Below are 13576 nucleotides of genomic sequence, written 5' to 3' on the forward strand. Positions count from 1 at the left end.
CGGAGATGTGTATAAGAGACAGGGTCTGGAGGGCGCAGTGCGCCACGCCGTTCACATCGGGCGGGAAGGATTCTGTGACGATGACGACACGCATACTCGTGTTGTCGCCCCACCGAGGGTGGTCCCGCCAACGTGGATCTTTCCACGTGGGGAACGTCCCGTGAGCATTGGTCTCCGGGGCCGGTGAGCAGGCCGAAAGACGGTCCTGGTCCGCTCGCGCCCCTGATCGCAAACGGCCCGCGCCGCGCGGTTCACCTGGTGGAGCCCGTACGGCCATACCTCTTCGGTAGAACCCGCCCGCCGGGGCCTCCGCGGCGGTTTCCGCGCGGACGGGCCCCCGCTGTGCCCCCGCCCGGCGCCCCGGGCGGGGCGGTGTCAGACGGCGGGCGCGTCCGGCCCGATCCGGCTCCGTACGGCGGTCTGCACCTCGGCCTCCTCGGCCGGATCGGCCGCGAGCCGCCGCAGCCGGTCGGCCACCCGCACATCACCGGTCTCGGCGTGCAGCGCGGCGACCTCTCTGGTGGTCTCCTCGCAGTCCCAGAGGCATTCGACGGCGAACCCGGTGGCGTACGAGGGGTCGGTGGCGGCCAGCGCCCTGGCCGTACGGCCGCGCAGCTGTGAGGAGGCGGTCTCCCGGTACACGTGCCGCAGCACGGGTGCGGCGCAGCCGATGCCGAGCCGTCCGGTGCCGTCGACGAGGGTCCACAGGCGGGGCGCGTCGGGTCCGTCGGACCGTACGGCCTCCCGGAGTGCGCCGAGCACCAGTTGGGCGTCCTGCGCGCCGCCTCGTGAGGCGAGGACACCCGCGGCCGAGGCGCCGAGGGCGTCGGGCCGGTGCACCCAGCCGCGCGCCCGGTCGACCGCGGCCTCGCCGCACATGCGCTCGAAGGCGGCGACGGCGGCTTCGGCGAGGCTCTCCGACGGGTCGGTCGCCGCGGCCTCGATCAGGTCGAGCACGGCGGGATCGCGGGCCTCGGCGAGGTAGTGCAGCGCCGCCGAGCGTGCGCCGTCGGGTCCACTGCGGCCGGCTTCGACGATCGCGGCGCGGTCGTCGGGTCCGGCGACCGCGGTCAGACAGCGCGCGGCGGGCACGTGCAGGGTCGTGCCTCGTTCGAGGCCGTCCTGGGCCCATTCGAAGACGGCCTGCACACTCCAGCCGGGGCGCGGTCCGCTGGGCCGCAGCTGCTGCTGCCATCGGTCGAAGGAGCCCCGTTCCCGTGCCGCCCTGACGCGGGCGGCGACCGTCTCGCGCGGGTCGTCGGCCCAGAGCCGCCAGGGCCGCGGCTCGAAGGCGCCCTGGAGGGCCGTGGCCAGCTCCGCGTCGCCCTCGGCCGTCGCGGGGAACCTGGCGAGGATCGTGGGAGCGAGCGACCGCAGGCCCGCGTCGTCGTCGCGCAGCGCCAGTTCGTCGAGCGCCCAGGTCCAGTTGGATCCCGACGCGGCGTACCGGCGCAGGAGCGCCAGGGCGTCGTCTCGTCCGTAGGAGGCGAGGTGGCCCAGTACGGCGAGGGCGAGCCCGGTGCGCGACTCCTCGGTGTCGAAGTGGTCCTCGGCACGGAAGAGGTGGTGTTCGAGCGGTTCGAGATCGCCGTGGAGGTCGAGATAGAGACGCGCGTAGTAGAGGGAGCGGTTCTCGACCTGCCAGTCGTGGCGCGGGTCGTTCATCACGCAGTGGTTGAGGGCGTTGAGCGCCTCGGCACGGGGTGCGGCCAGCGCGTGCAGAGTGCCGTCGCCGCGCCCCCTTTGCAGCAGGCCGAGCAGCGTGCCGCTCGGCGCTATGACTGGATCGAACATGGGGAGAGCCTCACATCAAGCTGTCGACGCAACCGGGGGGTGGGGATGCCTAGGCTGCCTAGGCCGCGCGACAACATCGCTCGACCGTCGTCTCCTGCTTGGTGTAGACCATCTTCCTCTGCCTCTCGTCGGTGGCCCCTTCCGGGCCCGACGTCATGATGACCCACCCATTTCGCCACCGCGACCACATTTACGACGCCTCCCTTCACCGCGCTCCGAAGAGCTCCAGCAGGTCCGTCTTCCCGAACATCCGCGCCGTATCCACGGCGGAGGGTGTTCCCGCCGCCGGGTCGGCCCCGCCGGTGAGCAGCGCGCGGATCACGGCGTCCTCGCCCTTGAAGACGGCGCCGGCCAGTGGGGTCTGCCCGCGGTCGTTGGGACGGTCGGCCTCGGCGCCGCGCGAGAGCAGTGCCGCCACCGCGGGCGCGTGCCCGTGGTAAGAGGCGAGCATGACCAGGGAGTCGCCCCGGTCGTTGGTGAGGTTCGCGGGGACACCGGCGTCGACGTAGGCGGCGAGCAGCTCGGTCTCGCCCCGGCGGGCGAGGTCGAAGACCTTCGTCGCCAGTTCGACGACATCGCTGTCGGGAGCGGCGTCGGCAGCGCCGTCCGGGACCGCGCCCTCGGGGGCCTCGCTCATCGGTGAACCGCCTCTCCTGCCGCTGATACCGCTGACCTGGGACGCACGACTGCGCAGCCGTACGGGTGAATCGACAGATTACTGCCCGGCGGGCGGCTCCGGGCGACGGAGGCCGCAGCAAGCGGTACACGAGGTTCCGCTGTCCGCCGGTTCAGTGAAATTCCAGGAATTTCACCCACTTGCACCTTTTATCACATAGATACTTACTGTGAGCATGGAACAACTCATGGTGACTGTCCCCCTCAACCAGGAGAACCCCTCATGATCCTGTCCATGTCAGGCGTCGTGCTGCTCGGAATCATCGTCTTCCTCTTCTTCAGGAAGGACGGACTCAAGGCGTCCCACGCGCTCGTGTGCGCGCTCTTCGGCTTCTATCTCGCGGGCACGGCCATCGCCCCGAGCATCACGGCCGGAGGCGCCAGCCTCGCCGGCCTACTGGGCGGGATCAAGTTCTGACCGCCTGCCATCCCCTCAGCACATTCAGCACCATCCGCACCTTCAGGAGACAGACGTGGCCCGGCGACCACTCCCCCGCATTCTGAGCAGCGGCAGCGCTCACATCGCTCGCAGCCGAGAGATGGCCCGCTCGGCCGCCGACAGCGCCACCGACGTCCTCCATCCGCTGATCACGATCACCCGTGGTCTGCGTCTGCTGGCCGGCACGGGACGGCAGAAATGGGCGGCCACGCCCAAGGACCGGCGTGGTCCCGCGCTGTTCCTGGTCGTGGCCGTCGTCCTGGTGGTCGCGCTCGTCCCGTACGGACCGCTCCTCGCCCTCATCTCGGTGATGGCGGTGGCCGGCTGGACGGGCCGCGACCGCACGCCGGCGCGGACCGGGCCCGACGACGCGGAGCTCCAGCGCCTGCGCTCTCTCTACGAGGCGCTGGTGCCGTACTTCTCCGTGCCGGAGGACCCGTCCCCGCTCTTCGCCCACGGCGGGGAGTGGGACAAGGCGTTCGACGAGTACGAGTTCGACGCCGACGGGCGTCTCACCCGGCTGCGGGTGTCGTATCCGCCGTACTTCACCGACGGCGAGTACTCCTCCCGCGTCCGGATCGAGCATCTGCTGCACGCGAAGTCCGGGCGCGGCCGGGAGTATCTCTTCGACTGGGACGAGGAGGGCAACGAGCTCGTCATGAGCGTGCTGTCCCCGCTTCCCACCGGCATCGCCGCCCAGCGCTTCGTCACCGCCCCCGGCGAGACGGTGCTCGGCTTCACCGACGCCGACGCCGTCCGGCGCACCGTGCCGGTCATGGAGGGCGACGAGACCCGTGACGCCCCTCCGGTGGTCTGGCGTACGGGAGCCCGCTCGACCGAGCCGCATCTGCTCGCCGTCGGGCACCCCGGAAGCGGCACCACGAGTCTGCTCCGCTCGATCGCCCTCCAGGCGCTCGCGCACGGCGACGTGGTGATCGTGGAGGGCAACGGGACCGGTGAGTACGCCAGCCTCGGCGGGCGTACGGGCGTCCTCGCCGTGGAGTGCGGGCTCTCGGGCGCGCTCTCCGGTCTCGAATGGGCCGCCAACGAGACACAGCGGCGGCTGATCGCCGCCAACCGCGCCCGGCAGTCCGGGCACGCCGTCCCCGAGGACACCAAGCGCCCGCTCTGGCTCCTGCTGGACCGGCCGAGCGCCTTCGCCCATCTGGCGGTCGCCGACGGGCGGCCCGATCCACAGGAGCTGCTCCAGGTGCCGTTGCGGCACGGCAGAGCCGCGAACGTGACGGTGGTCGTGGCGGAACAGTTCGAGACCCTGGACATGCTCGGCGAGACCGTGCGGACGCACACCCGCGCCCGGGTCGCGCTGGGCGCCGCCACGCGCGAGGAGTTGGAGGCGGTTCTCGGAGCGCCGCCGCACACCATTCCCACCCCGGACATCCCCACCGGGCGTGGCTACGCGCGGCTCGGCACCGGACCGGTGCTCAGACTCCAGGTCCCGGCGACACCCGATCCGTACGACGACGCCACGAGCGACGCGCACCGGCGGGCGGTGCTGGACCTGCTGCCGGACCGGCACACACCGCTCGACGGGTCGACGGCCGCCGCCGCCCGGTCGCCCGAACCAGGCCCGGAGTCCGGCTCCCCGACCGTTCAGGTGCAACAGCAGCAGCCGCGCCAGAGCTCGGCGCCGATGCCCACCGCCGTACCCGCCGAGGGCTGACTCCCCCGGCTTGCGTACGCGCGCGGGGCGCCGGTCAGGCGACGAAGGTGCGTGGCGTGTCCGTGCCGGCGCGCGCGCCGCTCTCCACGAGGCGGGCGGCTGCGGCCAGCCGTACGGCCGCCTCGTCGGCGACGGGGCCCCCGACGGTGAACGGCAGCCGTACGTACCCCTCGAAGGCCCCGTCGACCCCGAAGCGCGGCCCGCCCGGCACCCGTACGCCGACCCGCTCGCCCACCTCGGCGATCCGCGAGCCCGACAGTCCCCCGGTGCGCACCCACAGCGTCAGTCCGCCGCGCGGCACGTCGAACTCCCAGCTCGGCAGCTCCCTGCGGACGGCGGCCACCAGCGCGTCGCGGTTCTCCCTGCCCTGCGCTCGCCGGACCTCGACCGCCTGCTCCCAGCCGCCGCCGCCCATCAGCCAGTTGATCGCGAGCTGTTCGAGCACGGGGGTGCCGAGGTCGGCGTAGGCGCGGGCTGAGACGAGCGAGCGGATGACCTCGGGCGCGGCCCGCACCCAGCCGATGCGCATGCCCGCCCAGAACGCCTTGCTGGCGGAGCCGACGGTGAGGACCGTGCTGCCGGCGGGGTCGAACGCGCAGACCGGCGGCGGCAGTTCGGCGCCCGGCCGGTCCCCGTCCAGATACAGCTCGGACATCGTCTCGTCCGCGACGAGCACGGTCCCCGCCGAGCGCGCCGCCTCGACCAGCTGTCTGCGCTGGTCCTCGGTGGCCAGGGCGCCCGTCGGGTTGTGGAAGTCGGCGACGACGTACGCGAGCCGGGGCGCGGCGTCCCTCAGTACCTGGCGCCAGCGCGGCAGGTCCCAGCCGGCCAGTCCCTCGGCCATGGCGACGGGGACGAGGCGGGCCCCCGCCTCGCGCATCAGTTGGAGGATGTTCGCGTAGCTGGGCGACTCGACGGCGACGCGCTCGCCGCGCCCGGCGAAGAGATGACAGATCGCGTCGATCGCGCCCATCGCGCCGGTGGTGACCATGATCTGCTCGGGCATGGTCGGGATACCGCGCGCGGTGTACCGGTCGGCGAGGGTCTGGCGCAGCGCGGGCAGCCCCGCCGGATAGTCGCCGTGGGTGACCGCGTACGGCGCCAGTTCCTCCAGCGCGCCCTGTACGGCGCGGGTGAGCCAGGGCTCGGGCGCCGTCAGCGCGGCGCAGCCGAGGTCGATCATCGAGCCGAGGGAGTCCGGCGGCAGCGGTTCGAGGCCGCGGGCGGGCAGCGGGTTCCCGGCCGGTACGGCGGTCCAGCTGCCGGCGCCCCTGCGGGACTCCAGGAAGCCCTCGGCTCGCAGGGCCTCGTAGGCGGCGGCGACCGTCGTACGGCTGACGGAGAGCGCGAGGGCCAGCTCGCGTTCGGCGGGGAGGCGGGCGGCGACCGGCACCCGGCCTTCGAGGACGAGCAGCCGGACGCCGTCGGCGAGGGCGCGGTAGGCGGGCGGCCGACGGGTGCCGGGGCCGGCGGGGCGCGGCTGTTGGGCGTTGAGCTGTCGCGCGAGCTGTGCCGCTCCGACCGCCGAAGTCCACTGCGTCATGGAAATCAGTCCACCTTCCCCGAATTGGCCATGGTTGGCCGATGCCACCCCGCCACAGAGTGACACGTACCAGTCCACTCCTTCCACTCCGCTCTTTCCACCCCTTCCACTCCTGGAGGACAGCACCTTGTCCATCGCGCCCGCTCTCCGTGGACGGCGGCTCCCCCGCCGGCTCCTCCAGCTCTACGCCGGTCTGACGCTGTACGGCGTGAGCGCGGCCCTGCTGGTCAGGGGCGGTCTCGGGCTGGAGCCGTGGGGTGTGCTGCACCAGGGCCTGTCCGAGCTCACCGGGCTGACGATGGGCGTCGTCTCGATCGCCGTGGGCGCGGTCGTGCTGCTGCTGTGGATCCCGATCCGGCAGCGTCCCGGGCTCGGCACGGTCTCCAACGTCTTCGTCGTCGGCATCGCGATGGACGCCGCCCTGGCCCTGATCCCGGACGGCCGCGGTCTGGCGGTGCAGATCCCGCTGCTGATCGGCGGCATCGTCCTCAACGGGGTGGCCACGGGTCTCTACATAGCCGCCCGTTTCGGCCCCGGCCCCCGTGACGGCCTGATGACGGGGCTGCACCGCCTCACCGGCCGGTCGGTGCGGCTGGTCCGTACCGGGATCGAGGTGGCGGTCGTCGCCACCGGTTTCGTGCTCGGCGGTTCCGTCGGGATCGGCACGATCGCCTACGCGCTGGCGATCGGGCCGCTCGCGCAGCTGTTCCTGCGCGTCTTCGTCGTCCCGCCGACGGACGACGGCGGCGCGGTCGTCGCCGAGGGTTCTCCGGAGCAGGCCATACTTCGGCCGTGACTCCCGTACGCCATCCCTATCTGGACCATCCGTCGCCGATCCCGTTCGCCCACCGGGGCGGCGCGGCCGACGGGTTCGAGAACACGGCGGCAGCGTTCCGGCGCGCCGCCGGACTCGGTTACCGCTACTTCGAGACCGACGTGCACACCACGGCCGACGGCCGTCTCGTCGCGTTCCACGACGAGACGCTCGACCGGGTCACCGATCTGCGCGGCCGGATCTCCGAGCTGCCGTGGAGCGAGGTGAGCCGGGCCAGGGTCGGCGGCCGCGAACCGCTCGCGCTCTTCGAGGACCTTCTGGAGGAGTTCCCGGACGCCCGCTGGAATGTCGACATGAAGGCGGAGCCCGCCCTGCGCCCGCTGATCGAGCTGGTCCGGCGGACGGACAGCTGGGACCGGGTGTGCGTGGGCTCGTTCTCGGAGGCGCGGGTCGCGCGGGCGCAGCGGCTGGCGGGTCCCCGGCTGGCCACGTCGTACGGCGTGCGCGGGGTGCTCGGTCTGCGGCTGCGTTCGTACAGAGTGCCCGCGCCCGTACGCGCGGGCGCCGTGTGCGCGCAGGTCCCACCGGACCAGAGCGGCGTGCGGGTGGTCGACGAACGCTTCGTCAGGACGGCGCACGCCCGTGGTCTGCAGGTGCATGTCTGGACGATCAACGAGGCGGATCGGATGCGGGCGCTCCTGGACCTCGGGGTGGATGGCATCATGACCGATCAACTGGAGACGCTGCGCGCGGTGTTCACCGAGCGCGGGGCCTGGCACTGACGGTTACGGATCTCCCCCACGGGGACGACGAACGAGGGGGCGCGGGGTGACCGCCGACACCGCGGACCTGACCGACGACGAGACGGGCCGCATACGTGAGCAGCGCGGCTGGTACTTCTACGACTTCGCGTGCTCCGTCTACTCGACGAGCGTCGTCACCGTCTTCCTCGGGCCGTATCTGACGTCCGTGGCGAAGGCCGCCGCCGACGCCGACGGTTTCGTCCATCCGCTGGGCATCCCGGTGCGGGCCGGTTCCGTCTTCGCGTACTCGGTGTCCGTCTCGATCGTGGTGGCCGTGCTGCTGATGCCGCTGGCCGGCGCGGTGGCGGACCGTACAGGGCGCAAGAAGCCGCTCCTCGCCGCCGCGGCGTACGTCGGGTCGACGGCCACGGCCGGCATGTTCTTCCTGGACGGCGACCGTTATCTGCTGGGTGTCGCCCTGCTGATCGTCGCGAACGCCTCGCTGTCGGTGTCCATGGCGCTCTACAACGCCTATCTGCCGCAGATAGCCACGCCCGAGGAGCGCGACGCCGTCTCCTCACGCGGCTGGGCCTTCGGCTACACCTCGGGCGCCTTCGTCCTCGTGCTGAACCTGATCCTCTACACCGGCCACGAGTCGTTCGGCGTCTCGGAGTCGACGGCCGTGCGGATCTGCCTGGCCTCCGCCGGCGTCTGGTGGGGCGCCTTCACGCTGGTGCCACTGAGCAGGCTGCGCGACCGGCGGGTCGTGAAGGAGGGGGGTCACCCGGGCGGGGGCTCGGTCGGTACGGGCTGGCGCCAGCTGATGGCCACCTTGCGCGACATGCGCCGCCATCCCCTCACGCTCTCCTTCCTGCTCGCCTATCTGATCTACAACGACGGCGTGCAGACGGTGATCTCCCAGGCCTCGATCTACGGCTCCGAGGAGCTGGGGCTCGACCAGACGACGCTGATCACGGCCGTGCTGCTGGTGCAGATCCTGGCGGTGGCGGGCGCGCTCGGCATGGGCCGGCTGGCGCGGACGCACGGGGCCAAACGGACGATTCTCGCCTCGCTGGCCGTCTGGACGCTGATCCTGGGCGCCGGATACTTCCTGCCCGCCGGGGAGCCGGTCTGGTTCTTCGGTCTCGCCGCCGCGATCGGCATGGTGCTCGGCGGGAGTCAGGCGCTGTCGCGTTCGCTGTTCTCGCACCTGGTGCCGCGCGGCAAGGAGGCCGAGTACTTCGCCGCGTACGAGATGAGTGACCGCGGGCTGAGCTGGCTGGGGCCCCTGGTGTTCGGCCTCGCCTATCAGGTCACCGGCAGCTACCGGGACGCGATTCTCTCTCTGGTGATCTTCTTCGTGATCGGGTTCGCGCTGCTCGCGCGGGTGCCGGTCCGCCGGGCCGTGATCGAGGCGGGGAACCCCGTACCGGAACGGATTTAGACGTGGAAGTGAAAGCGCGGTAGTGTACGCCGTTGGCCTGTCAGCCGGACCGTTACTGCGTGTCACAGAAACGACAACGTCGGCTGACATCCCGCACCAGATGTGACAAACCGGGCACTGGTGGGTACAACAAGGGGCGGCACGACGGCGACGTATGACCCGCGACGGGAATCTTTACCGCCGACCGGACGTTGACCGGAAGACGACGACAGCGACACCTGTCCTGTGGGCGACAAGCCCGGGAGGCACGATTCATGAGTGAGCGAGCTCTCCGCGGCACGCGACTTGTGGTTACCAGCTACGAGACGGACCGCGGCATCGATCTGGCCCCGCGCCAGGCGGTGGAGTACGCATGCCAGAACGGCCATCGATTTGAGATGCCGTTTTCGGTAGAGGCGGAAATTCCGCCGGAGTGGGAGTGCAAGGCGTGTGGCGCCCAGGCACTCCTGGTTGACGGGGATGGTCCCGAGGAGAAGAAGGGCAAGCCTGCGCGTACGCACTGGGACATGCTCATGGAGCGGCGCACACGCGAGGAGTTGGAGGAGGTGCTGGCCGAAAGGCTGGCCGTCCTGCGCTCCGGCGCCATGAACATCGCGGTGCATCCGAGGGACAGCCGGAAATCGGCCTGACCCTGTAGCACCGCCACAACAGCACATGCGAGAAGCCGTGGGCCGCGACACACACTGTGTCGCGGCCCACGGCTTTCCCGGCTCTCGGGGCGTCAGCGCCTCAGGGCGTCAGGGGCGGGCGGGGTCCGTCCTGGCCGGGATCGCGCGGCGGCCCCGGCTCGTCGTTCTTGATGACCTCGCCCTGGACGACCTTGCCGTCCGGGCGGGACATCCTGGCCTGCTGAGCCTGCTGGAAGGCGTCGCCGAGACCACCGGGGCCCGCGGCGCGCATACGGCGCTCCAGCGAGCGCTCGACCCGGCGGCTCAGCAGCGACCGTACCGGCGGGATCAGCAGGACCAGGCCGAAGGCGTCGGAGATCAGCCCGGGCAGCATGATCAGCAGGCCGCCCAGCATCAGGAAGCCGTTGCCGGAGCTGGTGTTGGCGCTCTCGTCGGCGTTCTCGGCGCCGGGGTTCTGCTGCTGCCGCTGGGCCTGCTGAAGGGTCTCGGTGAGATTCCGGAAGGCCCGGCGGCCCGCCCGCTTCACGACCACCGAGCCGAGGATGCCGGCGCCGATCAGCAGCGCCAGCACGGTCAGCGCGTTCGTCGCGTCGGCCACGACGGTCAGCAGCCAGATTTCGAGCACCAGCCAGAGGGCGATGCCCAGAGGGACAATTTTGCGCGCGCGTGAGCGCTGCGGAGCCGCGGGAGGCGGTGCGCCGGTCGTCATGATTCCAGTGTGCCTGGGCGCGGCCCGCGTTGTCGTACGGGGCGGCCGGATCAGAGGGGCTTGCGCCCGAGCATGCGATTGGTCCGCGTCCCGACACCCCACGCGGTGACCCGCCAGAGCGCTTCCACGAGGATGTCCCGGCTCATCTTGGAGTCGCCCAGCTCGCGGTCGACGAAGGTGATGGGCACCTCCACGACATGGCAGCCGGCCTCCACGGCACGGCGCGCGAGGTCGACCTGGAAGCAGTAGCCCTGCGAGGCGACCTCGTCGAGACCGAGCCGGTCGAGCGTCTCCGTACGGAAGGCACGGAACCCGCCGGTGATGTCGCGCAGCGGCAGGCCGAGCAGCGCGCGTGAGTACGTGCTGCCGCCGCGGGAGATCATCTCCCGGGTCCTCGGCCAGTTGACCACCCGGCCGCCGGGCACCCAGCGCGAGCCGAGCACGAGGTCGGCGCCCTTGAGGGCGGTCAGCAGCCGGGGCAGTTCCTCGGGCTGGTGGGAGCCGTCGGCGTCCATCTCGACCAGGACGCCGTAGCCGTGCTCCATGCCCCAGTGGAAGCCCGCCAGATAGGCCGCGCCGAGTCCTTCCTTGCCCTTGCGGTGCAGGACGTGGACCTGGCTGTCGTCGGCGGCGAGTTCGTCGGCGATCTTTCCCGTGCCGTCGGGGCTGTTGTCGTCGGCCACGAGAATGTCGGCCTCCGGGACCGCCGCGCGCACGCGGCCGATGATCCGTTTGATGTTCTCCGCCTCGTTGAAGGTCGGGATGATCACCAAGGCTGCGCCGAGCGGGCCGTACTGCCTCTGACCACCGTCGTTCACAACTGCCCCTTAATCGCCGTACGCAGAAGTACCACCTTAGCGAGCACGCGACGGGTCGCCGCCCACACGGTGGCGGGGTGTCGTACGGGATGGGGCGCGGGCGGCCGGAATCCGGCGGCGCGGTGGCCGGGCGGGGAGATCCGGGGATCTACGGATCGGGTCCCGGCGTCCTTCGGGCCGACCTGGGACCCGCCGGCTGCGGGTCGACCGAAAGCCGTTGTCTACTGAACGCCGGGGCCCTACCCGGGTCGCACCCGCCGACCGGCAGAGACCTTCCCCCGCCCCCGAGGCGCGGGCGCTGAACCTGGCTCCCGGTGGTGGTGCGCCGGTGCGGCACACCACCCCATGACCCAGCGGCGTTCGACGACTGCGTGGGAGTTGCCGGTCGGACGTCCTTCGGTGGACCCGGCCGAACCTACCGGCCGGTGAGTGCTTGCTGTCAATACTCCTTTGACCTGCGGCATTTGCCCGTTTCAGCAGGTCGGCGGGGAAGATCCGCTGGTCGCGACAGTGGCCGGTAAGTATCGGTCGGCGGTACGGAGACGCGGGTACATCACTCGTTCGGTCGCACGAACACCGTTCGCCCGCCCACGACGGTCCGCAGACAGACCGGCAGGGCCGCGCCGGGGGTCAGATCGGGCAGGCCGGGCGTGCCCGAACGCGGGTCGGTGGACCAGCGGGAGACCCGGTCGTCGGGGGCCTGGACGATCAGCTCCTCGGTGCGCCAGACCGCGTAGTCGGCGGGCGCGCCGGGCACGAGCACCCCGGTGTCGTCGCGGCCGGCGGCGCGGCCCCCGCCGCGCGTATGGGCGGTGAAGGCGGCGCGCACGGAGATCCGGTGGGCGGGTGTGCGGTGGAAGGCGGCGGCCCTGATGGTGCCCCAGGGGTCGAGCGCGGTCACCGGGCTGTCCGAGCCGAAGGCGAGCGGGACGCCGGCGCGCAGCAGGGCGGCGTACGGGTTGAGGGTGCCGGCGCGCGCCTCGCCGAGCCGGTCGGCGTACATGCCCTGCGTACCGCCCCACGCCGCGTCGAACGCGGGCTGGACGGAGGCGGTCAGGCCGAGTTCGGCGAAGGCGGCGATCGTCTCGGGGGTGAGCATCTCGGCGTGCTCGACCCGGTGGCGGGCGGCCCGGATCCGGGCGAGGCCGAGCGTCTCGGCGGCGGCGCGCGTCCCGGCGACGACCGCGCTGATCGCGGCGTCTCCGATGGCGTGGAAGCCGGCCTGGAGACCGGCCTCGGTGCAGGCCGTGACATGGGCGGCGATGTCGGCCGCGTCGAGGTGCGCGGCGCCGGTGTGGGGCGCGTCCGCGTACGGCTCGTGCAGCCACGCGGTGTGCGAACCGAGCGAACCGTCCACGAAGAGGTCGCCCGCCGCGCCGACGGCGCCGAGTTCGCGGACGCGTGCCGCGCCCTTGTCGTCGCTGATCCGCTCGGCCCAGTAGCCGTGGACACGCGGGCCCGTCTCGTCCTCGGCGAGCCGGAGCAGGCCGGTGAAGTCGTCCTCGGCGGAGATGTCGGGGCCGGCGCACTCGTGGAGCGTGCCGATACCGAGCGAGGCCGCGCGGGCACGCGCGGCGCGCTGCGCCTCGGTGCGTTGCGCGGGGGTCACGGAGGCGTGCGCGGCGGCGCGTACGGCGTGGTGCGCGTCGCCGGTCAGCGGGGCGTCGGGCTGGAATCCGGCCAGTTCGCCGACGCCTGGCACCAGGTCGAGCAGGGCGGTGGTCACCACGGCCGAGTGGACGTCGACGCGCGTCAGGTAGAGCGGCCGCCCGCCGGCCGCCTCGTCGAGTTCCCGGCGGGTGGGCGCCCGGCGCTCGGGCCAGCGCGCTGCGTCCCAGCCGTGGCCGAGGAGCACCCGGTCGCCGGGGTGCGCGGTGCGGTGGGCGCGTACGAGCGCGAGCGCGTCACCCAGGGTCCCGGCGCCGGACAGGTCGAGTCCGGTGAGGGCGAGGCCGGTGGCGGTGGTGTGGACGTGCGCGTCGGTGAACGCGGGGGTGACGAGGGCGCCTTCGAGGTCGACGGTCTCGTCGACACCGGAGGCGAAGGAGTCGGCGGCGCCTTCGGAGCCGACCCAGGCCACATGACCGCGTTCGACGACCATCGCCGTGGCGAAGGGGTCGGCGGGGCTGTGGACGTCTCCACCGCGCAGCAGCACGGTGCGGGGGTCGCTCTGGGGGGCGGCGCGATCGTTCATGCCGCCCAGTCTCCCGCCTCGCGGCCCGGCGGGGGCACGCAGGGGTACGCAGGGGTACGCAGGGGTACGGGGAGCTACCCGCGTTCGCGCCGAGTGAGCCGAAGGGGCGCGGCGGTGTCGAAAGGGAGAGCG

Annotated in this window: 12 protein-coding genes; 6 read left to right on the top strand and 6 right to left on the bottom strand. The window is 72.2% G+C overall.

What is annotated here, in order from left to right:
* Positions 1-375: 375 nt before the first annotated feature.
* Together P3L51_RS30595 and P3L51_RS30600 are read right to left on the bottom strand one after the other, a co-directional pair.
* Complete coding sequence (locus P3L51_RS30595) at positions 376-1794, bottom strand: HEAT repeat domain-containing protein (RefSeq protein WP_354608578.1); 1419 nt, start codon at positions 1792-1794, stop codon at positions 376-378.
* 205 nt (positions 1795-1999) lie between these two features.
* Positions 2000-2431 (bottom strand): ankyrin repeat domain-containing protein, encoded by a 432-nt coding sequence (locus P3L51_RS30600; RefSeq protein WP_354608579.1) that lies wholly within the window; start codon positions 2429-2431, stop codon positions 2000-2002.
* A gap of 261 nt (positions 2432-2692) precedes the next feature.
* Between P3L51_RS30600 and P3L51_RS30605 the strand changes: the two genes are divergently transcribed.
* Together P3L51_RS30605 and P3L51_RS30610 are read left to right on the top strand one after the other, a co-directional pair.
* The gene (locus P3L51_RS30605; RefSeq protein WP_189109156.1) at positions 2693-2887 is read left to right on the top strand and encodes a hypothetical protein; all 195 of its coding nucleotides are present in this window, start codon (positions 2693-2695) and stop codon (positions 2885-2887) included.
* A 55-nt stretch (positions 2888-2942) separates the two neighbouring features.
* Positions 2943-4589: a hypothetical protein gene (locus P3L51_RS30610; RefSeq protein ID WP_354608580.1), complete on the top strand. Its 1647-nt coding sequence runs from the start codon at positions 2943-2945 to the stop codon at positions 4587-4589.
* A gap of 34 nt (positions 4590-4623) precedes the next feature.
* Here P3L51_RS30610 and P3L51_RS30615 read toward each other — a convergent pair whose 3' ends face one another.
* Complete coding sequence (locus tag P3L51_RS30615) at positions 4624-6132, bottom strand: SCO1417 family PLP biosynthesis transcription factor (RefSeq protein WP_354608581.1); 1509 nt, start codon at positions 6130-6132, stop codon at positions 4624-4626.
* Between the two features lie 127 nt (positions 6133-6259).
* Between P3L51_RS30615 and yczE the strand changes: the two genes are divergently transcribed.
* From yczE to P3L51_RS30635, 4 genes are all read left to right on the top strand, one after another.
* Positions 6260-6928: a membrane protein YczE gene (yczE, locus tag P3L51_RS30620; RefSeq protein WP_354608582.1), complete on the top strand. Its 669-nt coding sequence runs from the start codon at positions 6260-6262 to the stop codon at positions 6926-6928.
* Complete coding sequence (locus tag P3L51_RS30625; RefSeq protein ID WP_354608583.1) at positions 6925-7689, top strand: glycerophosphodiester phosphodiesterase family protein; 765 nt, start codon at positions 6925-6927, stop codon at positions 7687-7689. Before yczE ends, P3L51_RS30625 begins: the two co-directional genes overlap by 4 nt.
* Before the next feature lie 46 nt (positions 7690-7735).
* Entirely contained in the window at positions 7736-9094 is a 1359-nt protein-coding gene (locus tag P3L51_RS30630; RefSeq protein ID WP_354608584.1) for an MFS transporter, read from the top strand.
* Between the two features lie 254 nt (positions 9095-9348).
* Positions 9349-9723, top strand: a complete 375-nt coding sequence (locus P3L51_RS30635) for an RNA polymerase-binding protein RbpA (protein WP_003959706.1) — start codon at positions 9349-9351, stop codon at positions 9721-9723.
* 100 nt (positions 9724-9823) lie between these two features.
* Here P3L51_RS30635 and fxsA read toward each other — a convergent pair whose 3' ends face one another.
* The 3 genes from fxsA to P3L51_RS30650 form a co-directional block, all read right to left on the bottom strand.
* Complete coding sequence (gene fxsA, locus P3L51_RS30640) at positions 9824-10432, bottom strand: FxsA family membrane protein (RefSeq protein ID WP_354608585.1); 609 nt, start codon at positions 10430-10432, stop codon at positions 9824-9826.
* Positions 10433-10482: 50 nt separating this feature from the next.
* Positions 10483-11250, bottom strand: a complete 768-nt coding sequence (locus tag P3L51_RS30645) for a polyprenol monophosphomannose synthase (protein ID WP_354608586.1) — start codon at positions 11248-11250, stop codon at positions 10483-10485.
* 553 nt (positions 11251-11803) lie between these two features.
* Entirely contained in the window at positions 11804-13444 is a 1641-nt protein-coding gene (locus P3L51_RS30650; protein ID WP_354608587.1) for an amidohydrolase, read from the bottom strand.
* Between the last annotated feature and the right edge of the window lie 132 nt (positions 13445-13576).

Origin of the sequence: Streptomyces panacea, assembly GCF_040560175.1 — a bacterium.
GTDB lineage: Bacteria > Actinomycetota > Actinomycetes > Streptomycetales > Streptomycetaceae > Streptomyces > Streptomyces panacea.